The following is a 24,841-nucleotide window of genomic DNA, read 5'->3' as shown; positions in this document are numbered from 1 at the left end:
GCTTGGCCGCCATTGGCGGTGATTGTAGACCGGGCCTCCAACAGTTCGACGGGGTTCCATGACAGCCGATCCAGACCGTATCGTTCGTACCATCGCGACAGAAATCAGTGCCCGGCCCGAACAGGTTGCCGCCGCCGTCAGGTTGCTGGACGAGGGGGCCACCGTTCCCTTCATCGCGCGCTACCGGAAAGAGGCGACGGGCGGGCTCGACGATGGTCAGCTTCGCGATCTTGACGAACGTTTCGCCTATCTGACCGAGATGGAGGCACGGCGGAAGGTGATCGTCGAGTCGATCCGCGAGCAGGGCAAGCTGACCGGCGATCTGGAAGCGCGCCTGCTGGGGGCCGAAACCAAGGCCGTGCTCGAGGATCTGTACCTGCCCTACAAACCCAGGCGGCGCACACGCGCGATGATCGCCCGCGAACGGGGGCTGGGCGGGCTGGTCGATGCCATCCTGGCCGACCGCGCCACGCCGCCCGAAAAGCTGGCCGAGCGCTTTCTGACCCGGGAGGTCGCCGACACGAAAGAGGCACTGAACGGCGCGCGCGATATCGTGGTCGAGCAGCTTTCCGAAAATGCCGATCTGGTCGGGCGGCTGCGCGGGTTCATGCGCGAACGCGCCTTCATGTCGGCCCGCGTCAACGAAGGCGAGGAGGTCAGGGGAGCCAAGTTTGCCGATTATTTCGACCATCGCGAACGCTGGGCCGATGTGCCCGGCCACCGCGCGCTGGCGATGTTCCGCGGCAGCAACGAGGGTATCCTGCGGCTGGACATCCAGCCCGACGCGGATGCAGACCTGCCGGCGGTCGAGGCGATGATCTGCGCCGCGCTCGACACCCGCGGCGACGGGCCGGGCGATTCGTGGCTGCGATCCGTGGCAGGCTGGGCGTGGCGGGTGAAGCTGAGCCTGACCATGCTGCTCGACCTTCAGGGCGATCTGCGCGAGCGGGCGCAGGAAGAGGCGATCCGCGTCTTTGCCCGCAACCTGAAGGATCTGCTGCTGGCCGCCCCGGCAGGCAACCGGGTGACGATGGGGCTCGATCCCGGCATCAGGACCGGGGTCAAGGTTGCGGTGGTCGATGCGACGGGCAGGCTGCTGGATACCGCCACGGTCTATCCCTTCCAGCCGAGAAACGACCTGCGCGGTGCGCAGGTGGCGCTCGCTGCGCTGATACGTCGGCACGGGGTGGAACTGATCGCCATCGGCAACGGCACCGCCAGCCGCGAGACCGAGCGCATGGTGGCCGAACTGATCGGCGATCTGCCCGCGCCCAAACCCCGGAAGGTGGTGGTGTCCGAGGCCGGCGCCTCGGTCTATTCGGCGTCGGAACTGGCGGCGCGGGAGTTTCCCGGCCTCGACGTATCGCTGCGCGGCGCGGTTTCCATTGCGCGCCGGCTTCAGGATCCGCTGGCCGAACTGGTCAAGATCGAGCCCAAGGCCATCGGCGTCGGCCAGTACCAGCACGATGTCGACCAGTTCCGGCTGGTCCGGGCGCTCGATGCGGTGGTCGAGGATGCGGTGAACGCGGTTGGCGTCGATCTCAACATGGCCTCGGCGCCGCTGCTGGCGCGGGTGTCCGGCCTCGGCCCGTCGCTGGCCGATTCCATCGTTGCACATCGCGACCGGAATGGCCCGTTCGCCAGCCGCAGGCAGCTTCTCAAGGTGGCGCGGCTTGGCCCGCGCGCCTTCGAGCAATGCGCCGGCTTTCTGCGCATCAACGGAGGGGACGAACCGCTCGATGCCTCGGCGGTCCATCCCGAGGCCTACGAGGTCGCCCGCCGGATCGTCGCCGCCTGCGGGCGCGACCTGCGCGCCCTGATGGGCGACGAGGCGCGGCTGACCGGGCTGCGGGCCGAGGATTTCGTCGACCCCACATTCGGCCTGCCCACCGTGCGCGACATCCTGTCCGAACTTGCCAAGCCCGGCCGCGATCCGCGCCCCGAATTCGTCACCGCCAGTTTCGCCGACGGGGTGGAGGAGATCACCGACCTGCGGCCGGGAATGCTGCTGGAGGGGACCGTGACCAATGTCGCGGCTTTCGGTGCCTTTGTCGATGTCGGTGTGCATCAGGACGGGCTGGTCCATATCTCGCAACTGGCCGACCGGTTCGTGAAGGACCCGCACGATGTGGTGAAGGCGGGCGATGTGGTCAGGGTCCGGGTGGTAGAGATCGACGTGCCGCGCAAGCGTATCGGCCTGTCGATGAAGACCTCGCCCGACAGACCGGAGAAACCCGCCACGGCCGCACCGCCGCACAAGGGGCGCGCCGGCCGGGGCGGTACTGCGAAGAGTGGGCAAAAGGGCGGTGCGCCGGCCGTCGACACCGGCTCTTTTGGCGCCGCCCTGCTGGATGCGATGAAGCGGAACTGAAGGGTGCGCTGCCCGGTGCCGCACCGCACTGACCGGCGCCCTGTGCGGCCGCGTCAGGTTTCGTAGATCAGTGCCCGGGCGACGCTCTCGTCGGTGACGAGCCGGTTCACATAGCCGCCACGCAGGATGGCGCGGGTGATCGGCAGCTTGTTCCGCCCGCCGGATGCAAGTATCGACACCGGCTTGTTTCGCAACAGTTCGGGCGAAAGCGCGATGATCGACCGGTTCAGCGGATGGTCGATAATCTCGCCGTCCGCACTGAGAAAACAGCCGAGGATATCGCCCACCGTTTCCAGTTCCTCAAGCTCGGGCAGCGCCTTGCGCACCATGGTCAGCGACATGACCGACGAGTGATGCGACAGATCTCCGCAGGTGACGAGGGCAACCTCGGCCGCGTCCGCCTTTGTCATGGCATCGGCCAGATCCTCGTCTCCCAGCAGCGCCTCGCGGATTTCGGCAGAACGACAGAAGATCGGCGCGGTAAGGTAGTAGCATTCCACATCGAGCCTGCGCGCCATCGCGGTCGCCACCTCGATCGTGTTGCTGCCCGAGCCGTGCGGAATTGCCCCCATCAGCCCGACGACGTGATCGAGATTGCCCTTCTGCCCGCAGATACGGCGCACCGAATGGCTGAGCGTCTGTCCCCATCCCACGCCAAGCCCGCGATGGCGCGGCAGGTGGGCCTGAAGCATCTGGCCTGCCGCCTCGCCGATCGTGCGCTGCATCTTGCCGTAGCCGTCCATCGTCGGAACCACCAGCACCTGCTCCAGATCGTAGCGCTTCCTGATCTCCTCCTCCAGCATGACGCAATCGGCCAGCGGCAGCCGCAGGTCGATATAGACCGATCCCTCGGCCCGAACCTGCCCTATTGTGCGATTGACGCGCAATCTGGTCACACCCATCTGATCGGCGATCTGCTGTTGTGTCATGCCGCCGACGAAATAGAACCAGGCGATCCGGGCCTTCAGGTGTTCTTCTTCCGACGCCGGGGAATATCCGGCCGTCATCCGGGATTGGTTGGAGTGTTTCACATTCTGTCCACGTAGCTTCAGGGAATTCACGAACCTGTAATACCACACCCAGATAAGGCGATTTGCCCGGCGCCGTAAAGCTGTCCATCTGAAGCAGGGCGATTGCGGCGCAGACAGGATGCGCGGCCACACGCTGTGGCACGATGTCGGCGGTTCCGCGGTGGCACGATGTACGATATGCGGCTAGGTTGATTCCGCCTGGACCGAACGTCTGGGGCGGTGTGTGTTCCGGCAGGTGATCGCCGGCCTTTGCGACCGCGGTCTGACGGATACGCGAGTGCGTCGGCATAGGTGCGTGGCGCCCGGCCGACGGGGCGCGGACAACCGGTTGATGGAGAAACGGCGTGAACAGAACCAAGAAGCTGATGAACACGTCCGAGGCGATCGTCGACGAGATGATCGACGGGCTTCTCGGCGCGCATCCCGGGATTCTCGAACCGGCGGGCAGTACCGGCCGTGTGGTGCGCGCGGTGAACGGGCCGCGCCTGGGCAAGGTGGGGATCGTCGTCGGCGGTGGTTCGGGCCACGAGCCGGCATTTTGCGGATATGTCGGGCGCGGGCTGGCGGATGCGGCCGCCATCGGCAACGTCTTCGCCTCGCCCTCTCCCGAACCGATAGTCGAGGCCACGAGGGCAGTGAACGGTGGCGCCGGTGTGCTTTACCTTTATGGCAACTACACCGGCGACACGATGAATTTCGACATGGCCGCCGACGAGGCCATTTCGGCGGGGATAGATGTCCGCTCGGTTCGCGTGACCGACGATGTGACCTCGGCGCCGGCCGAGTGCCGCAGCCAGCGGCGCGGTATCGCCGGCGACTTCTTTGTCTTCAAGGTGGCGGGTGCGGCGGCGGACCGGATGGCGGCCCTCGACGAGGTGGAGCGCCTGGCGCGCAAGGCGAACGCATCGACGGCGACGATGGGGGTTGCGCTCAGCTCGTGCTCCCTGCCGCAGACGCGCAAGCCGAATTTCGATCTTGGCCATGACGAGATGGAAATCGGCATGGGGCTGCATGGCGAGCCCGGCATCCGCCGCGCGCGGGTGGAAAGCGCCGATGAGGTGACAGATATCCTGCTGGAGCATGTGCTGGGCGAGCTTCACCTGACGGCCGGCGACCGGGTTGGGGTACTGGTCAACAGCCTGGGATCAACGACGCTGATGGAACTCTACCTGCTGCATCGCCGGACCCGGCAGATCCTCGGCGATCTGGGGGTATCGATCCATTGCTCGTATGTCGGGGAATATGCGACCTCGCTCGAAATGGCGGGCGCGTCGATTTCGCTCATCCGGCTCGACGACGAACTCGCCGCGCTGCTCGATCATCCCTGCCACTCGGTTACACTGAAGGTCGGCGCGCCACCCGCGCCGGTTTCCGTGGCGGATCGTCTGGCGCCCGTCGCTGCGCCGGCGCCACCCGTCGCCGCCAGATCCGTGACGCGGCATGACGGCACGCACCGCCCCGGTGGCGAGATCACCCCCGACATCTTCGCCAACATGATTGTCGCCGCCTCGTTCGCGGTCGAGGACCACGCCGACTGGCTTTCGGAACTCGACGGGGTGGTGGGGGACGGCGATCACGGTGTGACGATGGGCCTCGGGTGGCGTGCGGTGCGCAGGGCGATGGCAGAGCGCATGCCCGATGACGATATCGAGGCGATCTGCGCCCGCATCGCGACGACCTTTCTCAATGCCGTCGGCGCCTCGACCGGGCCGCTTTACGCCTCGGCCTTTCTGGCGGCGGGTGTTTCGGCGGCGGGGCGGGACGGGCTCGACGCAGCGGCGCTGGTGGCCTTTTTCGAGGCAGCCGCCCGGGGGATCGAGCAGCGCGGCGGGGCGGTGCGCGGCGACAAGACCATGCTTGATGCCTGTTGGCCGGGGATCGACGCGGCGCGGCTGGCGCTGGATGAAGGTGCCGATGTTGCCGGTTGTCTGCGCGCCGCCGCGCGCGGTGCGCTGCACGGCATGAAGGCGACGGCGAACATCGCCGCCCGCAAGGGGCGAACGGCACGGCTGGGCGAGCGCTCGTTCGGTCATATCGATCCCGGCTCCGCGTCGAGCTATCTGATGATCGAGGCGTTTCGCCGGTCGTTTGAGGAACAGACGCGCGACCGCGCCGAACCGGCGCTCAGGCGCGGTTGATCCCGCGCCGGTGTGTCCGTCACCGGCCGGCGCGTGTCGGCCCGGAACGGGGCCGGACCTTGACGAGATCCCGTCAAGGTTGCCGTTTGGCGCCGCTGCCTGTCGGCGTATCGTCTGCCAGCGAGAATACCTCGCGGGGAGGAAACAGATGATTGCGTTGGCCGTTTTCGGAACGGGGCGGATCGGGCAGGTTCACGCGCGGAATATCGCGGCGCTGCCGGGGGTCCGGCTGAAATATGTTGTCGATCCGGTCGCCAGCGCCGCGCGGGACGAACTGGCGGCCGGCCTGGGGGCGCAGGTGGCCGCGCCCGATACGGTGTTCGCCGACCCCGATGTGGACGGCGTGGTGATCGCCAGCCCGACCGACACGCACGCCGGCCTGCTCCTGGACGCGGTGACGGCAAAGATGGCAGTCTTCTGCGAGAAGCCGGTCAGCCTCGATTTTCCGACCGTCGCCGGTGTCACGACGCAGGTCGAGGCATCGGGCGTACCGGTGATGCTGGGGTTTCAGCGCCGCTACGACCCGAACTTTCGCACCGTACGCGACCGCATCGCGGCAGGCACCTCCGGGCGGCTGGAGCAGCTTGTCATGCATACCCGCGATCCGGGCCCGCCGCCGGTTTCCTATGTCAGGGTTTCGGGCGGGATGCTGCGCGATCAGGCGGTTCACGATTTCGACCAGGCGCGCTACATGACCGGCGAGGAGATCGCCTCGCTCTATGCAATAGGCAATTGCCAGATTGACCCCGATATCGGGGCGGCAGGCGATATCGACAGCCTGATGGTGACGATGCTGACCGCCTCGGGCCGGATGGTGCAGATGTCGAATAACCGGCGCGGGCCTCTGGGCTACGATCAGCGGCTCGAGGCACATTGCGCGCGCGAGGTTCTGTTCATCGACAACCGCCCGCAGAACGATCTGCGTATCGCCGGGCCCGAAGGGGCGCTGAGCGCCCCGCCGATGGACTATTTCATCGCCCGTTTCGAAGCCGCCTACCGCAACGAGATGATCGCCTTTGTCGAGATGATCCGCAATGGCACTCCGCCGCTTGCCGGCATCCGCGACGGCCTCGAGGCGCAGCGCCTGGCCGAGGCCGCGCTTGTCTCCATCGCAACGGGTGCGCCCGTTGCCCTTTCCCCCGACTGGCAACCGTGAGGCAGACCATGACCCGCACTACTGAACCGACCAAGGGCACCGTCGCGCCGGGCGCCGCGCTGAGCATGCCAAAATCACGCATCGCCCCGCCGATGGAGGCGCCGGCGTTGCGCTGGGGCGTTCTCGGCACCGGCTGGATCGCGGCGCAGTTCACCGCCAGCGTGACGGCGCACACCCGGCAGATCGTCGCGGCGGTCGGCTCGCGCAGCATCGACGGGGCGCGGGGCTTCGCCGCGAGGAACGGCATCGCACATGCCCATGGCAGCTATGACGCGCTGGTGTCCGACCCCGGGGTCGATGTGATCTACGTTGCCACCCCGCACAACCTGCATCACGAGCATGTGCTGCTGGCACTGAACGCCGGCAAACATGTGCTGGTGGAAAAGCCGATGGCGCTCAACCGCGCGCAGGCGGCCGAAATGGTGGTGCTGGCGCGTGCGCGCGGGCTGTTTCTTGCCGAGGCGCTCTGGAGCTGTTTCCTGCCGAAATTCGACGTGATCGACCAGATTCTCGCCTCGGGGATGCTCGGTGAAATCCGCTCGGTCTATACCGAATACGGCGAGTACCTGCCGCCAACGCACCGCCTGTTCGATCCGGCGCTGGCGGGCGGGCCGCTGCTCGATCTGGGGACATATCCGGTCTCGCTGATCGTGAAGCTCATGGGCGTACCCGACCGGATGGTCGGGCTCGGTCAGGTCGACCCGAGCGGCGTGAACGGGCAACTGGCGGTGGTGATGGCCGATGCCGCGGGCAATATCGGCACCATGGCCACCACGCCCTATGGTTTCAGCCCGACCAATGCCGCGATTGTCGGCACCGGTGGCAGCCTGCGCTTCGGCAGCGAATTCAATCTGCCCGGCCCGTTCGAACTGCGCTCGCCGGACGGAGGCGTGGTCCTGCGCCACGACGAACCGGTCGGCAGGCATTTCGACGGGCTGTTCTACGAGGCTGCCGAGGTTGCGCGCTGCATTTCCGCCGGAAAGACGGAAACGCCCTGCCGGCCGCTCGATGCGACGCTCGACACGATAGCGACGCTCGACATGATCCGCGCCACCATCGGCATCGATTTTTCTGCCGCAGGCCTGGTCGAATAGGCGCTACAGCCGGCAGGTGCCTATTTGGTCAGAATCAGTTTCCCGGCCTTGGTGATGCGCAGCGTATAGACCTTTTCGTCCAGCACGATCTGGGCGAGCCCGTCGTCACCGGTCATGGTGCGCGCGTCGTAGGCCGGGTGCCCCTGAAGGAGTGGGCTGTCGTTCAGTCCGGTGTGGTTCATCATCGTCATGGGTTTCGATCCTGTCCAACTCGAGCGGTTTCGGGGGAACCCCCGGAACGTTCTGCACAGGGCAATACCCAACAAAAAAACTAAGTTTTGTCAATCCAGAATAAAACGCTCAGAAATAGGTCGTCCTTCACATCCGTGACCGGTTGCCGGCCACCCGTCAGCCGCCGCTGTCGAATCGGGGAAGACTGGCGAATGCGTCGCGCAGCGCATCGCCCCATCCATCTGAAATCAGGTGAAAATACGGGTCGTTCGCTTCGATTCTGGTCTGGAATCCGTAATCGAGACTGTCGGCCGCGTAGGTCTGCACATCGAAGGGGAGGCCGACCGACAGGTTGGCCTTGACCGTCGAATCGAAACTAACGAGCAGAAGCTTGATCGCTTCCGGAAAATCCATGTCGGGATCGTAGGCACGGATCAGAATCGGCCGGCCGTACTTCGTCTCGCCGATCTGGAAGAAGGGCGTGTCGTCGCTTGCCTCGATGAAGTTGCCTTCGGGATAGATCATGAAAAGCCGGGTCGGGCCTGGGTCGATCTGGCCGCCGAGGATGAGCGTGGCCCGAAACGGCCCGTCGGCCTGCTGGCCGTTCTGCGACTGGTGCGCGATGACCTCGCGCAGCGTCTGGCCCACCAGCGTCGCCACCTGAAACATGGATGGCTGTTCGAGGATCGAGGGGTTGCGTTCCTCCTGCGCCTTGCTGCGCTCCTCCAGCAGGCTGACCACGGCCTGCGTGGTGGCGAGGTTGCCGGCGGTCAGAAGCGTGATGAAACGCTCGCCCGGCACGCACCAGGAGTGCATCTTGCGAAAGGTCGAAATGTTGTCGACACCCGCATTGGTACGGGTGTCGGACATGAACACAAGGCCCCGGTTAAGCCGCAGGCCGACACAATAGGTCATCGTGTTTTTCCCGAAAAATACTGGCTACATAGGCCTATTGTTGGACCTGGATGTCAACGGCCAGCGTCTCGCCCGCCGATTCGCCGAAATGCAGGCCGGAGATTGGTGCGGCCTCGGCGTAATCCAGCCCGGTGGCGACGCGGACATATCTTTCGTCGGGGCTGATGCCGTTCGCCACGTCGAACCCGACCCAGCCCAGCGGTTCGATATGGACCTCGGCCCAGGCGTGGCTGGCTTCCTGCTGCTCCTGCCCGTCCATCAGCAGATAGCCCGAGACGTAGCGCGCCGGAAAGCCGAGTTGGCGCGCGGCGGCGATGAAGACATGGGCGTGATCCTGGCAAACGCCGCCGTCGCCGTTCAGTGCGTCCTCGGCGCTGGTTTCGGCATCGGTCACGCCCAGCGTGTAGGGCACCGCGTCGAGCACGCGGGCCGAAAGCGCATGAAAGCGCATGATCGGATCGTCGTAATCCGCCGTCAGCCCCTTCACCAGCGATCGGACACCCGCCCCCTGCCGCGTGCGCGGCGTCTGGCGCTGGAAATACCACAGCGGGGCGAAGCCGGCGTGTTTTCCGACCACGCCGCTGGTATCGGCCGTCTCGACCTCGCCCTCGCTGGTCACCATGATCTCGTGGCCATCTCCGGCAAAGGAGATCAGCATGACACGGTTCATGTTGTGGTCGTCGAATTCCAGTTCCTTCTGGCCGCCGTCGATCCGGGTCTGCCATGTCAGGACGGATTGCCCGATGCGGCTTTTCGGCGTCAGCCGAAGCTGTTGCAGCGCATATGCCGCAGGCTCGGTGTAGCTGTAGGTTGTCCGGTGCAGGATTTTCAAGCGCATGTGTTACCCGTAAAATCGGTAGTCGGTTTCGATCATCGACCCGAGTTCTGAGGTGTCGTTGAGGAAATCGAGAATGAACTCGTGGAGACCGGATTCGAAGATGCTTTCGATGCCCGAGGAGGCCAGCCGGCCGACAAGGGCCTCGGCCTTGTCGTGGCAGGGCTTCCGGGTTCCGTATTCGCGTTCCAGATAGCCGAGGTTTGCCGCCGCCTTCCCGGCGCAGAAGGCCAGAGAGCGCGGCATGCGCGGATCGAAAATCAGGAAATCCGCGATTTCGATGGCCGAGATATCGGCGCCGTGAAGCCAGCGAAACGACGACTGCGCCCCGACCGAGCGCAGGATGTTCTCCCACTGCACATTGTCGAGCGCGGAGCCGATATAGCTGATCGATGGCAGCAGCACGTAGTATTTCACATCGAGGATGCGCGCCGTGCTGTCGGCGCGTTCGAGGAATGTGCCGGTGCGGGCGAAATTGAACACGTCATTGCGCAGCATCGTGCCGTGGGTGGCGCCGCGCACCAGCGCGTTCTGCTGGCGGATCATCGCCAGCACCTCGGGCAGGTCGCGGTCGCGGACCTGCCGGGCAAGCGCGCTGCGCAGCGACATCCAGCATTCGTTGGTCGCCTCCCAGACCTCGCGCGACAGTGCAGTGCGCACCAGCCGGGCGTTGTTCCGGGCATGTTCGACGCAGTTCATCACGCTCGACGGGTTGTTGCGGTCGCGCAGCAGGAAATCGACCACCTTCGCATGTTCGAAGGCGTCGTGCCGGTCGAGATAGGCATTCCGCGCCCCCGCCGCGTCCAGCACTGCCGCCCATTCGTCATCCATCGTCGACGGGCGGGTCAGGGCGTTGCGGAACCCGGCCTCGATCAGGCGCGAGATATTCTCGCTGCGCTCAAGATAGCGGTACATCCAGTAAAGGCCGCCAGCGGTCTTGCCGAGCATACTGTCAGTCCTCCAGCACCCAGGTGTCCTTGGTGCCTCCGCCTTGGCTGGAGTTCACCACAAGCGATCCCTTCTTCAGCGCGACCCGTGTCAGCCCGCCCGGCGTCAGGTCGACCCCGTTGGGTGACACCAGCACGAAAGGCCGCAGATCGACATGGCGCGGAGCAAGCCCGGCCTTGGTCAGGATCGGCACCGTCGAAAGCGCCAGCGTCGGTTGCGCGATGTAATTGCCGGGCCGCGCGACCAGCTTTTCGCGGAAGCCGGCGATTTCCCGCTTCGACGCGGCAGGCCCGACAAGCATGCCGTAGCCGCCCGAGCCGTGCACCTCCTTCACCACCAGTTCCGACAGGTGGTCGAGCACATAGGCCAGACTGTCGGGTTCCGAGCAGCGCCACGTGGGCACATTGGAAAGCAGCGCCTTTTCGCCGGTATAGAATTCGACGATATCGGGCATGTAGGAATAGATCGCCTTGTCGTCGGCGATGCCGGTGCCCGGCGCGTTGGCGATGGTGATGCCGCCGGCGCGGTAGACGTCCATGATGCCGGGAACGCCCAGAACCGAATCGGGATTGAAGTTGAGCGGGTCGAGGAAATCGTCATCGACCCGTCGGTACAGTACATCGATGGCCCGGTATCCTTCGGTGGTGCGCATGGCGATGCGCCCGTCCACCACCCGCAAGTCGCTGCCCTCGACCAGTTCGGCGCCCATGTTGTCGGCCAGGAACGAATGTTCGAAATAGGCCGAGTTGTGAATGCCCGGCGTCAGCACCGCCACCACCGGCCGGTCGGAACAGGCTGGCGGCGCGCTGGCGGTGAGCGACCGGCGCAGGCGCGTCGGATAATCCTGTACCGGCTGGACGCGTATCCTGCTGAAAAGCTCGGGGAACATGTTCAGCATGGTTTCGCGGTTTTCCAGCATATAGGATACGCCGGACGGGGTGCGGGCGTTGTCCTCCAGCACATAGAACTCGTCTTCGCCAGTGCGCACGAGGTCGGTTCCGACAATATGGGTATAGACACCGCCCGGCGGGGTGACACCGATCATCTGCGGCAGGAACGCTTCGTTTCGCGCGATCAGTTCGGCAGGGACGCGGCCGGCGCGGATGATCTCCTGACGGTGATAGATATCGTGCAGAAAGGCATTGATCGCCCGGACCCGCTGTTCGATGCCGCGGCTCAGCCTGTGCCATTCGCGCGCAGAAATGATGCGCGGAACGATGTCGAAGGGGATCAGCCGCTCGTCGGCCTCTTCCTGCCCGTAAACGTTGAAGGTGATGCCCGTGCGCCGGAAGAAGGTTTCGGCATCCGATGATTTCTTGCGCAGGCGGCCGATGTCCTCGGCGGCAAACCACGCGTGATAGGTGCCGTAGGGCGAACGCGGTGTCTCGTCATGCCCCAGCAACTCGTCAAAAAATCTGGCCTTTTCGCTCATGGCACCACCTTGCAGAGAGGATTGAGACACTGCAACAAATCTTGACGCGAAGTTAAGCGAAAAATACCGGTTGGTGCGTGGAACCCGGGCAGACGCGGCTGCCTCTGCATAGAACGCGGGCAAAACGCTGAGAATCTAGGCACTTGCCGGCGGGATCTCGAGCCAGATCGTGACCGGGCCGTCGTTCACCAGTTCGACGGCCATTTCGGCGGCAAAGCGGCCGGTTGCGACCTCGGGTCCGAGCGCGGCGAGGGTCGCGGCGAAATGGCGGACGAGACGCTCGCCATCGGCGGGGTCGGCGGCGGCCGAGAACCCCGGACGGTTGCCACGGCTGGTGTCGGCGGCAAGGGTGAACTGGCTGACCACTAGCGCCGCGCCGTCCGTGTCCTGCAGCGAACGGTTCATCTTGCCCGCCTCGTCATGGAATATCCGCAGTCTGGCGAGCTTTCCGGCGAGCTTTTCGGCCTCGGCCTCGCTGTCGCCCCGCATCGCGCAGACCAGCGCCAGAACCCCGGCGCCGATCTGTCCGACGATCTCGCCGTCCACCGTGACCGAAGCGCGCGTCACGCGCTGGATCAGTGCTCTCACAGGCCAAGTTCCTCGGCTGTCGGCGGGTTGGCACCGGCGCGGCTTACGGTGACCGCTGCGGCGGCGTTGCCCAGCGTCAGGGCGGACAACAGATCCTTCCTGGTGATGTCGGCAAGTTTCTTCTTGTCGAGCCTTCCGGCCCGTTCCAGTCCGGCGAGGAAACCGGCGTTGAACGTATCGCCCGCTCCGACGGTATCCACCACCTCGACGGCCCTGCCGGTTGCGGTATAGGCCCGGTCCTTCAGGTGCGCTGTCACCCCGTCGGAGCCTGCGGTCACACAGACGATCGTCGGACCCTTTTCCAGCATGCGTGCCGCCAGTTCGCTCAGCGATCCGTCGCCGGCCAGCCAGCGCAGGTCCTCGTCCGAAACCTTCACGATATCCGCTGCGGCGATCAGGCGGTTGATCCGTGTGCGATAGGCGGCCTCGTCCTTGATGAAGCTGGGGCGGATGTTGGGGTCGATCATCACGATGCGTCTGGCCGCCTCGCGCAGCGCAAGCGCCTCGTAGGCCGCGCCGCAGGGTTCGACCATCAGCGAAATGCCACCGACAAACAGGGCCGTCACATTGGCCAGCGCGGCGGGATCGGGCAGGTCGGCGGCGGTCAGCCTGCGGCCGGCGGTGCCCTCGTCGTAGAAGGCGTATTTGGCGTGCCCGTCGGTCAGTTCGACGAAGGCGAGTGTCGTGGCCCTGTCGGAGCGGGCGCAGAGCGTGTAGTCGACACCGCTTGCCAGCAGCGCGCCTTCCAGCTTGCGCCCGAACAGATCGGTCGACAGGCCGGTGAAGAACTTCACCGGCGCCCCCAGACGCCCCAGCGCGATTGCCGTGTTGAAGACGGACCCCCCGGCCACCGGGGCAAAGGCATGTTCGTTTGCGGTGGACATGCGCGGCAGCATGTCGATCAGGGCCTCGCCGGCACACAGGATCATTCGGTGACCTCCCCGGAATGAGTATCGTTGGAATCCTCTAGCCGCGCCCGTGGCGAAGGTCCACCTGCCGCTGTGTCGCTGAGACGAAGCGGGCCGCAATATGTGCCGGCGTGGCAAAATTCGCGCGCCTTCGCCATCCGGGCGGCGCGCCTCGGCTGTCAGCCTCCCGGCGCCTCGGCGGCGGCCTTGGGCGCTGCCTTGGCGGTGCCGGCGGCGCGGTCGGCCCTGAGCTTTGCCCGGACAGCGCGGCTGGCGGCGATCTTCTGTTCGGCGGTGAAGGATTCGTGGTTTCTTTCGGTCTGTGCCCGATCGTAGAGGTAGTTCACCATCATGCCGCTGGACTGGTGCATGCCGTGCTCGCTGGTATCCGCGCCGGCATGAACCTTGTGAACGATTGCCCCGTTGCCAAGATGGAAACGGGCGACCGGGTCCTGCGGGAAACCGTCGCTCCGCCGCGCTTCGAGCAGATAGCGTGCGGCCAGCGCCTCGGCCTCGGCGGGGTTCGCCTTGCCCGCCAGAAGGCGCCGGGCGGCATTGTCCGCCGGCAGGGATTCGAGCCAGCGGTTGAGGCCGGGCATCGGCGACAGGGTGACGAAGGTGTCGAGCTTCGGCAGTTCGCGGCTGAGTTGCGATACAACCTGCTTGATCAGGAAATTGCCGAAGGAGATACCCTTGAGTCCGCGCTGACAGTTCGAGATCGAATAGAAGACGGCGGTATCGGCCTCGTCGGCGCGCAGGACCGCCCGGTTTTCCTCCAGCAGCGCCTGGATCGAGCCCGGAACGCCCTGCGTCAGCGCCACCTCGACAAAGATCAGCGGTTCGCCCGGCATCGAGGGATGAAAAAAGGCGAAGCAGCGCCGGTCGGACGGGTGAAGCCGCCGGCGCAACTCGTCCCAGTCGTGAATTTCGTGCACCGCCTCGTAGGCGACGATCTTTTCAAGCAGGGTGGCCGAGGTGTTCCAGTCGATCTGTTCGATCCGCAGGAAGCCGCGGTTGAACCAGCTTCGCAGCAGATGGACAAAATCCATGTCGGTGCGCTGAAGCTCGGGATGCTCCTTGAGCATTCCCAGCAGGTCGACACGCGCCGCGACGATTTCGGCGGTCGCGCCGGGCGCCTGATGCAGCCTGCGGAACAGTTCCTGCCGCTTCGGCTCGGCTTCGTGCACCAATGCGCGGAAATTCCCGGGCGACGGGTCGGCGGCATAGGCCCGCCCCAGCGCGGCGACCCTTGCCCCGTCCACGTCGAGCGCGTCGTTGAGGAAGGTGAAGAAGGCGAGCTTCTGTCCAGACGTCAGCTTGCGATACTTGTCGAAAATGACCGATGCCAGCCGCATCCCCGAAACCTCGCCCGCCGCCGACAGCAGCGCAAGGCACAGGTCGCTGATCGGGCGCCGGTCGGACCCGCCGATGGGCCAGCGCGCGCGGCCATAGAGATTGCCCAGAAAATCGCCGAGAAATCCGCTGCGTGCCATGGAAGATCCTTCCTGTTTCGGCCCGTTCGCACACCGGTAATATAAGGCGGCGGATGCCGGATTTCACCGGGCGATCCCGAATGGGTGTCATGCACCCCCTGCCGGTGCCCGTGCCTTCGGCCGTGCCGCTCAGCCGAAGACGCGGCCGAGCGCACCATCCATCGCTTCGGTGATCCGGTCGATATCGTCGGGTGTCGCGATCAGGGCGGGCGACAGGCAGAGCGTGGTGTTGAGCCCCGGCAGCGACCGGTTGGTCGCGCCGATGATGACGCCCTGCGCGTAGCAATCCGCCACCACCGCCTGCGCCTGCTTTTCGTCGACCGGCTCCCTGGTGGTGCGGTTCGCGACAAGCTCGGCACCGCAGAACAGCCCCTTGCCGCGCACATCGCCGACCGCGGCGTGCCTTTCCTTCAGGCCGCGCAGGTTGTCCATCAGCCGCTCGCCCATGGCGGTAGTGTTTTCCAGCAGACCCTCGTCCTCGATGATGCGCATGTTCTCCAGCGCCGCTGCCGGGCCGGCGGTGCAGCCGCCGAAGGTCGAGATATCGCGGAAGTAGTCCAGCGGATCGCCCGGATTGTCCTTGAACATCTCGAAGACCCGCTCGGTCGTCACAGTGCAGGCGATGGCGGCATAGCCCGAGGCAACGCCCTTGGCCATGGTGACGAAATCGGGTTCGACCCCGTATTGCTGATAGCCGAACCATGTTCCGGTGCGGCCGATGCCGCAGACGACCTCGTCGATATGCAGCAGGATGTCGTGCCTGCGGCAGATCTCCTGCACGCGCTGCCAGTACCCCTCGGGGGGGGTGATGACCCCGCCGCCCGCCGTGACCGGCTCCAGACAGAGCGCGCCGATGGTGTCGGGGCCTTCGCGCAGGATAACCTCCTCGATCGCGTCGGCGGCGCGTTCGCCGTAATTTTCCACATCCCACTGGGCGCGGTATTCGAGACAATGCGGAACCTCGACGAAACCCGGTGCGAAGGGGCCGTACTGGGCGTTGCGCTCGGGCTGGCCGCCCGCCGACATCGCGGCAAGCGAGGAACCGTGATAGTCGCGCTCGCGATAGAGGATCTTGTACTTGCGCCCGCCGTGGCGCTTGTGCGCGATCTGGCGCACCATCTTGAAGACCTTCTCGTTCGCCTCGGTGCCCGAGTTGCAGTAATAGACCCGGCTCAGCCCCGGCATTTTCGAGATCAGCTTCTCGGCAAAGCGCGAGCCGGGGATGGAACCGGCCGACTGGGCAAAATAGTTCAGCCGGATCAACTGATCGCGCACCGCGTTGGCAATCGATTCGCGCCCGTAGCCGACGTTCACCGTCCACACGCCGCCCGATACCGCATCGAGGTATTCCCTGCCGGCTGCGTCCCACAGCCGCATGCCCTTGCCTTCGACCATGATCCTCGGGTCGGCGGTTTCCAGCGGCTTGTGTTGCAGCAGGTGATGCCAGACATGGGCGCGGTCGGCTTCGATCACCTGCGAAATGTCGTTTGCGGCAAGGTTCTGGTTCATCGGGCGGCTCCTTCGGCCATGGGCGTGCGTCCGGCGCCGGCAGGGTCGGGTTGCCGGCGCGGTCCCCACTACTGTGCACGGAAACCGGGTTTGGGGAAGGTGCAGAATCCGGTTTCGGGCCCGTCGCGGCAGCGCGCGGTTGCCGATCGCGAATTTCGCCGTACAGTCTGCCCATTCCGGCGGGTCGGGCAACTGACCCGCTTTCTTGTATACCTGTCGCTTCTTAACAAACTGGAGAGAACGCATGATCCTCAAGACCGGCTTCCGCAGCGCAATGGCGGGCCTTGCGGCCCTGGGCGGTATTCATCCGGCTCTGGCCGCAGAGCCGTTGACCGTCGGCTATTTCCTCGAACTGCCCATGCCCTATCAATACGCCAAGGCGACCGGCATGTACGACGAGGCGCTGGGAACCGAGGTCAACTGGGTCGCGTTCGAGACCGGAACCGCAATGTCGGCGGCGATGGCGTCGGGCGGGGTGCAGATCTCGCTCAGCCAGGGCGTTCCGCCCTTCGTGGTGGCCGTTTCTGCCGGGCAGGATCTCAAGGCGGTCGATATCACCATGACCTATTCGGAGAACGACAATTGCGTCGTCGCCGAAACCCTCGAGATCGATCAGAAGAACGCGCGGGAGCTTGAGGGCAGAAAGGTGGGCGTGCCGCTCGGGACGGCGGCGCATTTCGGTTTTCTCGCCCAGATGAGACACTTCGGCATCGATACATCGACCCTCGATATCGTCGACATGTCGCCGCCAGAGGGCGCGGCGGCCTTTGCCCAGGGCAACCTCGACATGGTCTGCGGCTGGGGCGGTGCGCTGCTGCGGATGAAGGAGCACGGCAACGTGCTGCTCTCGGGGGCGGAGAAGGAAGCGCTCGGCATCCTCGTCTTCGACGTGACCTCGGTGCCGGCGGAGTTTGCCGCCGCCAACGGCGAGTTGCTGAGTAGGTTCCTCGCCGTCACGGCCGAGGCGAACGCGATGTGGAACGCCGGCGACAGGCGCGACGAGATGCTGGCGGTCATCGCCAAAGATGCCGGGATGGACCTCGATGCGGCTGCCGCCACCATCGACACCTTCGTTTTCCCGCCGGTCGCCGAGCAGCTCGAGGCGCGATGGCTTGGTGGCGGGATGCAGGATTACATGCTCGGCGTTGCCCGCGTGTTCGAGGAAACGGGCTCGATCCCCAGGGCGCTCGACAGCTACAACGCGGCGGTCGACACGACCTACTTGCAGGCTGCCGGTGAAATGTGATCTTTCGCCCCGCAACTGAACAGCGGGGTACCGCCGGCCATGGCTGGCCTTGAGATCCGGAATCTGTCCATGTGTTTCGCCCTGCCGGACGGAACGCATGTGCAGGCGTTGCGCGACATCACGCTTTCCGTTGCGACGGGCGAGATCGTGACGATCCTCGGGCCGTCGGGCTGCGGGAAGACGACACTGCTGAATGTCGTCGCCGGATTTCTTGCGCCGAGCAGGGGGCTGGTCCGCCTGAACGGGCGCGCGGTGACCGGGCCCGGGGCGGAGCGTGGAATGGTGTTCCAGCAGGGCGCGCTGTTCGAATGGATGAATGTGCGCAAGAACGTCGCCTTCGGCCCCCGGATGAAGCACATGCCCAGACGGGCGCGTGACGAAATCGTCGATCATCTGCTCGATACGGTCGGGCTGCGCGAATTCAAGGACAAGGCGGTCTACGAACTGTCGGGCGGCATGCAGCAGCGGGTGGCGCTGGCGCGCTGCCTGGCCAACGACCCCGATGTGATCCTGATGGACGAGCCGCTCGGCGCGCTCGATGCGCTGACGCGCGAGAAGATGCAGGGTCTCATCCTGCGGCTTTGGAAGGAAACCGGCAAGACGGTGATTCTGGTCACCCATTCGGTGGAGGAGGCGCTGCTTCTGGGCGAGCGGCTGGTGGTCCTGGCGCCCCGTCCGGGGACGGTCTTTCGCGAATACCGGCTTCCCTTTGCGAGCTGCGGCGTGAACGCCGATCTGCGGGAAATCAGGAACAGCGGGGGTTTTGCCGCGACCCGCGACGAGATTCTGTCGATGATCTGGGAAATGGAAGAAGAGATCATGGGTCGTACCGGGGTTTCGGCATGACGGGGCTCGTGCTTCTGCTGATCTATGCCGCGCTTTTCCTCGGCAGCTATTTTGCGGTGCATTTCATCCGTTCGCTGGGCGGAAAGGCGCCTCGGCCGGCCGGCGGGAAGACGATCGCCTTCGGCGATGAAAGCGCGGTCCGGCCCGACAGGGCGGCCTCGGTGCTGTCGGTGCTGGTGATCTTTCTTATATGGGGCGCCTTCACCGGGTCGAAATGGGTTCCGTTCCACGTACCGGCGCCGTTCGTCGGCGAGACGGCGTTCAGCTACAGCGCCCGCGACAGCGCGGGCCGGAGCGGTACCGCCCGGGTCGCCATTCGCGTGCACGAGGTCGGCGCCGATATCGACCCGCCCGGGGTATCCGGCGGTGGCGCCTTCGTGCAGGACGATGCCGCGGTGGTCGGTGCCTGGCGGTCGGTGCTGATCAGGGTTGCCGACAACGATCCGGGGGCTGCCTCGCCGGGGTTTCGTATCGTTACCGTCGATGACAAGTTCATAGAGCCGGGCGAGACCGTTCGGGTGACCGATGGCCGGGTAACCCTGACGCTGCGGGGCTCGCTCAGCTTTGCGCCGGCGAAGGGGTTGCAGATGGAACCGGTCTGGATGCCCTCGCCCGAGGCGGTGGCACAGCGGTTTGTCGAGATCGTTTCCGGCGGTTATCAGAACGCGACCCTGTGGCAGCACATCGGCTGGTCGCTGCTGCGCGTTTTCGCCGGCTTCCTGCTCGGCTCGCTCATCGGCATCCCGCTCGGCTATGCCATGGGGCTGTCGGGCTGGGTGCGCGGCTGGTTCGACCCGATCGTCGAGTTCATGCGGCCGGTGCCACCGCTGGCGCTGATTCCGCTGGTCATCATCTGGTTCGGTATCTGGGAAACGGGCAAGATCGTGCTGCTGTTTCTTGCCGCGCTGTGGATCATGACCATCGCGGCGCGTGCCGGGGTTTCGGGGGTGAATATCAGCAAGGTGCACGCCGCCTATTCGCTGGGCGCTTCCCGTCGGCAGGTGCTGGCCCATGTGATCGTACCCAACTCCCTGCCCGAGATCTTCACCGGCGCACGGGTGGCGATGGGGGTCTGCTGGAGCACCGTCGTCGCCGCCGAACTGGTGGCGGCCCAGAAAGGGGTGGGGATGATGATCATCGCCGCGTCCAAGTTCCAGCTTACCGATATCGTCATCATGGGGATCATCCTGATCGGCATTGTGGGCTACGGCATCGACATGGCGATGCGCATGGCCGAGCGTCTGACGGTGCCGTGGAAGGGTCGTGCCTGAGGCACCGCAATCCCGCGGCGCGGCTGGTGGCCTGCCTGCCGGGTGGGCGTTCAACGCTTTTGGTCTTCACTTCATGCCTGCCACGAACCTCCAACGTTTGCGCGCGCGGTGAAGTCGCAAGGCGCCCGCCCGAGGGGGCGGACGGGCGCCGCCCGGGCCGCTGAAGCGGCTGTTCCGGGCGAAAGAAGAACGGCAGCTTCGTCCGCAAAGCCGACTTTCGCGAACTGTCCGTCCTCATGGCGATCAGTTCAAATCCCGCGCGTCTTCGCCACGGGGTGCGGCCGGTTTCAGCGGCATCCGAAACCGGCGCTGCGCGCCGGTCAATAGACAGTGACGCGGGTTCCGACCGGAGCGCGGTTGTAGAGATCGATGATCGCGTCGTTGTGCAGCCGGATGCAGCCCGAGGACACCGAACGCCCGATTGTCCACGGCTGCGGCGTGCCGTGGATGCGGTAGCGCGTGTCGCGACCGCCGCGATAGAGATAGAGCGCGCGCGCGCCGAGCGGATTTTCCGGCCCGCCCGGCATGCCCCCGGCGAATTTCCGGTAAACCTGCGGTTCGCGGCGGATCATGTTCGCTGTCGGCGTCCAGCTTGGCCATTCGGCCTTGCGCCTGACCACCGCCGAACCCGACAGGTTCCGCCCCTCGCTTCCGACGGCAACGCCGTAGCGGATGGCCTTTTCATCCGGCAGGATGAAATAGAGAAAGTGCTGCCTGGTCAGGATGATGATCTCGCCCGGCCGGAACTCGGGTTTGGCGCGGACGATATAGGTCCGGAACTGCTTGGGCAGTTCATAGGTTTCCTGATCCGCGGCGCGTGCGACCGACGGCGTGGCCAGAAGGGCGGCGGTTCCCAGAACAATATCGCGACGGCTGAACATGGCTTGTAATCCCCCTGTGCTCCGGGCGTAGCTGCCGGGCAATGCAATTCACGAAAAACCTGCCATGCCGGCTCTGGGTGAGCAAGCCGGTGGTGCCGATTAACGCCGGTCTGATGCGGCCGCCCCACGAAATGCCCGCAAGGCGGCCGGAAATGGCGGGAACCTGCCGCTCAGGCAGGCTGCTTCGCCTTGCGCAGATAGGGCAGAACGGTGTCGATCTCGCCGAATCTCGCCCGCGCCGCGTCGTCGTCGAGCGACAGCGCGACAATGACATCCTGACCGCCGGTCCAGTTGGCGGGCGTCGCGACCGGGGTCTGGTAGGTGGCCTGAAGCGCATCGAGCGCCCGCAGCACCTCGGCAAAGTTGCGACCGACCGACATCGGGTAGGTCATCGAAAGCTGGAGCTTCCTGTCCGGCGAGATGATGAAGACCGAGCGGACCGAGGCGCTGTCGGCGGCGGTGCGGCCGTCGGGCAGGTAGGCACCGGCCGGCAGCATGTCGAGTTGCTTGGAGATTGCCAGATCCTCGTCGGCGATGATCGGAAAGGTCACGTCGCCCCCGGCGATCTTCTCGATATCGCCGATCCACCGCCTGTGTTCGTCCACGCCATCCACCGACAGGCCGATCACCCTGGTGTTCCGCTTTGCCCATTCGTCGGCAAGCTGCGCCACCGCGCCGAACTCGGTCGTGCAGACGGGGGTGAAATCCTTGGGGTGCGAAAACAGGATCGCCCAGCCGTCGCCGATCCAGTCGTGAAAGGATGCGATCTCGCCCTGGCTGGTTTCGAGCCTGAGATCGGGAAAGGTATCGTTGATGCGCAATGCCATGATCGGGTTGCCTTCCTGGTCTGGTGCGGGTGCGCGCCACGCGCCCCGATAACCGTTGAACTCTCTGATATGCTGCGGACGCGAAATGAACACCACCTTGCGGCCTCGGTCGAGCGGTGACACTCTGTCGCAAATTGTCCGGCGGGAGGGAACCCGATGATCGAAAAACGTCAGTTCTACATCAACGGCGCCTGGGTCGGCCCTGCCGCGGCGCGCGATTTTCCCGTGATCGACCCCTCGACCGAGGAAGAGGTCGCGCTGATATCGCTCGGCGATCAGGCCGATACCGACGCGGCGGTGGCCGCAGCCAATGCGGCGTTTCCGGCCTGGTCGCAGACAGACCCGGCCGAGCGGATCGCCTGCGTCGAGCGGATTCTCGAAATCTACAACCGGCGCGCCGAGGAAATGGCGCAGGCGATGACGCTGGAGATGGGGGCGCCGATCCGGCTGTCGCGTGCCAGCCAGGTGACTGCCGGATCGTGGCATATCGAGGGCTTCCTCGAAGCGATCCGCGATTTCGAATTTGTCCGCCCGCTGAACGATCATTCGCCCAATGACCGCATCGTCATGGACCCCATCGGCACGGTCGCCATGATAACGCCGTGGAACTGGCCGATGAATCAGGTGACGCTCAAGGTGATCCCGGCATTGCTGACCGGCTGCACCATGGTGCTGAAACCGTCCGAGATCGCGCCGCTTTCATCGGTCCTGTTCAGCGAGATCGTCGACGAGGCCGGCGTTCCGGCCGGTGTCTACAACATGGTAAACGGCGATGGACCGGGTGTCGGCAGCCAGCTTTCGGCGCATCCCGGTATCGACATGGTCAGCTTCACCGGTTCGACCCGCGCCGGCATTGCCATCTCGAAGGCGGCGGCGGATACGCTGAAGCGGGTGAGCCTCGAACTGGGCGGCAAGGGGGCGAACCTGATCTTTGCCGATGCCGGCGAGGATGCGGTCCGGCGCGGCGTCGCCCATTGCATGCAGAACACCGGCCAGTCGTGCAACGCACCGACCCGGATGCTGGTCGAACGTTCCGTCTACGAGCGCACGGTCGAGGCGGCGCGCGTGGCGGCCGAGGGCGTTCGCGTCGCCAGCGCCCACGAGGAGGGGCGCCACATCGGGCCGCTGGTCAGCCGGATGCAGTGGGACAAGGTGCAGGGCCTGATCCAGAAGGGAATCGATGAAGGCGCCCGCCTGGTGAGCGGCGGCCCCGGCCGGCCCGAGGGGCTGAATCGTGGCTACTTCGCCCGGCCGACTGTCTTTGCCGATGTCACACCCGGAATGACCATCGCGCGCGAGGAGATCTTTGGCCCGGTGCTGTCGATCATGCCCTTCGACACGGAAGACGAGGCGGTACGCATCGCCAACGACACGGTCTATGGCCTGACCAACTATGCCCAGACGCAGGACCCCGACCGGTTGCGCCGCATGGCCCGCCGGCTTCGCGCCGGGATGGTGGAACTGAACGGCCAGTCGCGCTCGCAGGGCTCGCCCTTCGGCGGCATCAGGCAGTCGGGCAACGGGCGCGAGGGTGGCAAGTTCGGGCTCGACGACTTTCTCGAGGTCAAGGCGGTCGGCGGCTATCCGGCCGGATAGTGCGTTTCGACTCTGCGTCTGGCACCGCGTATCGGCTACGCATTCGTGCCGGGGGGCCTGCCCTGCCGGCACGAAATTTGCCGGGCCGGTCACATCCCATCGATATACCGCGTCACCCGCAGCGTGATCCCCGGATCGGGGCGCACCGTCATGTGCATCACTGGCACCGGCAAGGCGCCGCCGGCAGGCGTGAAGCGGTAGCGCGCAAGCAGCGTCGACAGGATGATCCGGGCCTGCATCATGGCGAAATTCGATCCCACGCAGACGCGTGGCCCGGCGCCGAAGGGCAGGTATTCGTAACGGTCGCGCGCGGCCACCGCCCCGGGGGCGAAGTTGCCGGGGTCGAAGGCGTCGGGCCGCTGCCAGAGCAACCGGCTGCGATGCAGGGCGTAGATGTTCAGGAACACCGTGTCCTTCGGCCGGACGGGGCGGTCGTAGAGCCTGTCCTCGGCCAGAACGTTGCGCGCAAGCAGACCCACCGGCGGATAGAGACGCATCGTCTCTTCAAGGACGCTCAGGATATAGGGCAGGTTGTCCAGATCACCCGCTTCCGCCGGGCGTTCCCCCAGCGCCGCGCGCGCCTCGGCATGGGCATGATCCTGCGCCGCGCTGTCGTGTGCCAGCATCAGCAACGACCATGACAGCGCCAGCGCGGTGGTCTCGTGCCCGGCGACGATGAAGAACTGCATGTTGCGCAGCAGTTCGGCCGGAGTCATCCGCCGCCCGGTCTGCGGATCGCGCGCCGTCAGCATGTAATCCAGCAGGTCGTCGCCGTCGCACGGACCCGAGGCGCGCCGTGCCTCGATGGCGCTGGCGACCATGCGGTGCATGGTTTTCACCGCGCCGCGCCCGAGGATATCGGCCGGACGGGGCATCCATGGCGGCAGGTCGAGGAAATCGAGCAGCGAGGCGCGCCCGATGGTCAGGAAATAGCGGGTGAGCGCTGCACTGTAGATATCGGCATCGAAATGGGCCCGGCCCGACAGGGCAACCTCGCAGATCACGTCGAAGGTGGCTGTCAGCATCTCGCGCACCATTTCCACGGGCTCGCGCGCCGCCGACAGCCGCTCGGCGGTGCGTTCCGCCGTGCGGGTCATGAAGGGGGCGAGGCTGTCGATGTTGCGCGCCGCAAAGACCGGCGCGATGGCGCGGCGCTGCCAGCGCCACGCATCGCCTTCGGAGGTGAAAAGACTGGTGCCGACCGCCGGTCGCAGCATCCTGAGCATCACCTCGGACTTGGGGTAGTTGGCCACGTTGTCGAGAAAGATCCGCCGCAGGCCCTCGGGGCCCTGCACCATGTGCCAGCGGGCCGGCCCGGTGGTGCCGGTCACGATGGGCTGGGTGAAGGAGATCGCCGGCAGAATCCCCAGCACGTTCCGCCGCGCCGCGCGCACGCTCGCCAGAATACCCAGCGGCTTGCCGGGAGGGGCGATCGTCGGTGGCACGAAGCGGTCGGTCATGATGAATCCCGTGGCGTTTCAGGGCCTGCGGCTTTTTGCGGCACAAGGGCCGTCTCCAGCCTGCGCGCGCCGGAACGCCCGGTCAATCGTCGAGCCGGATTCCGCGCGCCGATGCGCGTTTTCGG

The 24,841-nt window shown here is 65.7% G+C and carries 21 protein-coding genes; 8 read left to right on the top strand and 13 right to left on the bottom strand.

Annotated elements, in window-relative coordinates:
• Positions 1-58: 58 nt before the first annotated feature.
• Complete coding sequence (locus ACK5IR_RS06125) at positions 59-2,371, top strand: Tex family protein (RefSeq protein WP_416926951.1); 2,313 nt, start codon at positions 59-61, stop codon at positions 2,369-2,371.
• 53 nt (positions 2,372-2,424) lie between these two features.
• Here the strand turns inward: ACK5IR_RS06125 and ACK5IR_RS06120 are convergent, their stop codons facing one another.
• A complete protein-coding gene (locus ACK5IR_RS06120) occupies positions 2,425-3,402 on the bottom strand; it encodes a sugar-binding transcriptional regulator (RefSeq protein ID WP_416926949.1) in 978 nt (325 codons plus the stop codon).
• Positions 3,403-3,746: 344 nt separating this feature from the next.
• Between ACK5IR_RS06120 and dhaL the strand changes: the two genes are divergently transcribed.
• The 3 genes from dhaL (at position 3,747) to ACK5IR_RS06105 (ending at position 7,790) form a co-directional block, all read left to right on the top strand.
• On the top strand, positions 3,747-5,540 hold the full coding sequence (gene dhaL / locus ACK5IR_RS06115) for a dihydroxyacetone kinase subunit DhaL (RefSeq protein WP_416926947.1): 1,794 nt from the start codon (positions 3,747-3,749) through the stop codon (positions 5,538-5,540).
• A gap of 148 nt (positions 5,541-5,688) precedes the next feature.
• Positions 5,689-6,696, top strand: a complete 1,008-nt coding sequence (locus ACK5IR_RS06110; RefSeq protein ID WP_416926945.1) for a Gfo/Idh/MocA family oxidoreductase — start codon at positions 5,689-5,691, stop codon at positions 6,694-6,696.
• An 8-nt stretch (positions 6,697-6,704) separates the two neighbouring features.
• Positions 6,705-7,790: a Gfo/Idh/MocA family protein gene (locus tag ACK5IR_RS06105; protein WP_416926942.1), complete on the top strand. Its 1,086-nt coding sequence runs from the start codon at positions 6,705-6,707 to the stop codon at positions 7,788-7,790.
• A 20-nt stretch (positions 7,791-7,810) separates the two neighbouring features.
• Here the strand turns inward: ACK5IR_RS06105 and hemP are convergent, their stop codons facing one another.
• From hemP to ACK5IR_RS06060, 9 genes are all read right to left on the bottom strand, one after another.
• On the bottom strand, positions 7,811-7,981 hold the full coding sequence (gene hemP, locus ACK5IR_RS06100; protein ID WP_416926940.1) for a hemin uptake protein HemP: 171 nt from the start codon (positions 7,979-7,981) through the stop codon (positions 7,811-7,813).
• A 157-nt stretch (positions 7,982-8,138) separates the two neighbouring features.
• Entirely contained in the window at positions 8,139-8,876 is a 738-nt protein-coding gene (locus tag ACK5IR_RS06095; protein ID WP_416926938.1) for a peptidase, read from the bottom strand.
• 34 nt (positions 8,877-8,910) lie between these two features.
• Complete coding sequence (locus tag ACK5IR_RS06090; protein WP_416926936.1) at positions 8,911-9,714, bottom strand: transglutaminase family protein; 804 nt, start codon at positions 9,712-9,714, stop codon at positions 8,911-8,913.
• Between the two features lie 3 nt (positions 9,715-9,717).
• The gene (locus ACK5IR_RS06085) at positions 9,718-10,659 is read right to left on the bottom strand and encodes an alpha-E domain-containing protein (protein WP_416926934.1); all 942 of its coding nucleotides are present in this window, start codon (positions 10,657-10,659) and stop codon (positions 9,718-9,720) included.
• A gap of 4 nt (positions 10,660-10,663) precedes the next feature.
• Positions 10,664-12,091 carry a circularly permuted type 2 ATP-grasp protein gene (locus ACK5IR_RS06080; protein ID WP_416926932.1) on the bottom strand — a complete coding sequence of 476 codons (1,428 nt, stop codon included), beginning with the start codon at positions 12,089-12,091 and terminating at the stop codon, positions 10,664-10,666.
• 135 nt (positions 12,092-12,226) lie between these two features.
• Positions 12,227-12,679, bottom strand: coding sequence for a D-aminoacyl-tRNA deacylase (gene dtd / locus ACK5IR_RS06075; RefSeq protein ID WP_416926930.1), 453 nt, complete (start codon positions 12,677-12,679; stop codon positions 12,227-12,229).
• Positions 12,676-13,608 (bottom strand): carbohydrate kinase family protein, encoded by a 933-nt coding sequence (locus ACK5IR_RS06070; RefSeq protein WP_416926928.1) that lies wholly within the window; start codon positions 13,606-13,608, stop codon positions 12,676-12,678. The genes dtd and ACK5IR_RS06070 overlap by 4 nt, the downstream gene beginning before the upstream one ends.
• A 158-nt stretch (positions 13,609-13,766) precedes the next feature.
• Entirely contained in the window at positions 13,767-15,080 is a 1,314-nt protein-coding gene (locus ACK5IR_RS06065) for a malonyl-CoA decarboxylase (protein ID WP_416926926.1), read from the bottom strand.
• Between the two features lie 129 nt (positions 15,081-15,209).
• Entirely contained in the window at positions 15,210-16,589 is a 1,380-nt protein-coding gene (locus ACK5IR_RS06060; RefSeq protein ID WP_416926924.1) for an aspartate aminotransferase family protein, read from the bottom strand.
• Positions 16,590-16,833: 244 nt separating this feature from the next.
• On the opposite strand from ACK5IR_RS06060, the gene ACK5IR_RS06055 reads away from it, so the two are divergent.
• From ACK5IR_RS06055 to ACK5IR_RS06045, 3 genes are read left to right on the top strand one after another with little or no spacing between them, the layout of a single operon-like run.
• Positions 16,834-17,835 (top strand): ABC transporter substrate-binding protein, encoded by a 1,002-nt coding sequence (locus ACK5IR_RS06055; RefSeq protein WP_416926921.1) that lies wholly within the window; start codon positions 16,834-16,836, stop codon positions 17,833-17,835.
• Between the two features lie 39 nt (positions 17,836-17,874).
• Entirely contained in the window at positions 17,875-18,681 is an 807-nt protein-coding gene (locus ACK5IR_RS06050; protein ID WP_416926919.1) for an ABC transporter ATP-binding protein, read from the top strand.
• Positions 18,678-19,952 (top strand): ABC transporter permease, encoded by a 1,275-nt coding sequence (locus tag ACK5IR_RS06045; protein WP_416926917.1) that lies wholly within the window; start codon positions 18,678-18,680, stop codon positions 19,950-19,952. Before ACK5IR_RS06050 ends, ACK5IR_RS06045 begins: the two co-directional genes overlap by 4 nt.
• Positions 19,953-20,272: 320 nt before the next feature.
• On the opposite strand, the gene ACK5IR_RS06040 is transcribed toward ACK5IR_RS06045, so the two are convergent.
• Positions 20,273-20,833 (bottom strand): L,D-transpeptidase, encoded by a 561-nt coding sequence (locus ACK5IR_RS06040; RefSeq protein WP_416926915.1) that lies wholly within the window; start codon positions 20,831-20,833, stop codon positions 20,273-20,275.
• A 170-nt stretch (positions 20,834-21,003) separates the two neighbouring features.
• Positions 21,004-21,660, bottom strand: coding sequence for a peroxiredoxin (locus ACK5IR_RS06035; protein ID WP_416926913.1), 657 nt, complete (start codon positions 21,658-21,660; stop codon positions 21,004-21,006).
• Between the two features lie 156 nt (positions 21,661-21,816).
• On the opposite strand from ACK5IR_RS06035, the gene ACK5IR_RS06030 reads away from it, so the two are divergent.
• Positions 21,817-23,256: an aldehyde dehydrogenase family protein gene (locus tag ACK5IR_RS06030; RefSeq protein ID WP_416926911.1), complete on the top strand. Its 1,440-nt coding sequence runs from the start codon at positions 21,817-21,819 to the stop codon at positions 23,254-23,256.
• Between the two features lie 89 nt (positions 23,257-23,345).
• Here the strand turns inward: ACK5IR_RS06030 and ACK5IR_RS06025 are convergent, their stop codons facing one another.
• Positions 23,346-24,716 (bottom strand): cytochrome P450, encoded by a 1,371-nt coding sequence (locus ACK5IR_RS06025; RefSeq protein ID WP_416926909.1) that lies wholly within the window; start codon positions 24,714-24,716, stop codon positions 23,346-23,348.
• Positions 24,717-24,841 lie beyond the last annotated feature (125 nt).

It is taken from the genome of Tropicimonas sp. (genome assembly GCF_047971885.1).
GTDB lineage: Bacteria > Pseudomonadota > Alphaproteobacteria > Rhodobacterales > Rhodobacteraceae > Tropicimonas.
Note: the sequence above shows the minus strand (reverse complement) of the source record. Positions and strands in the feature narration are given on the sequence as shown.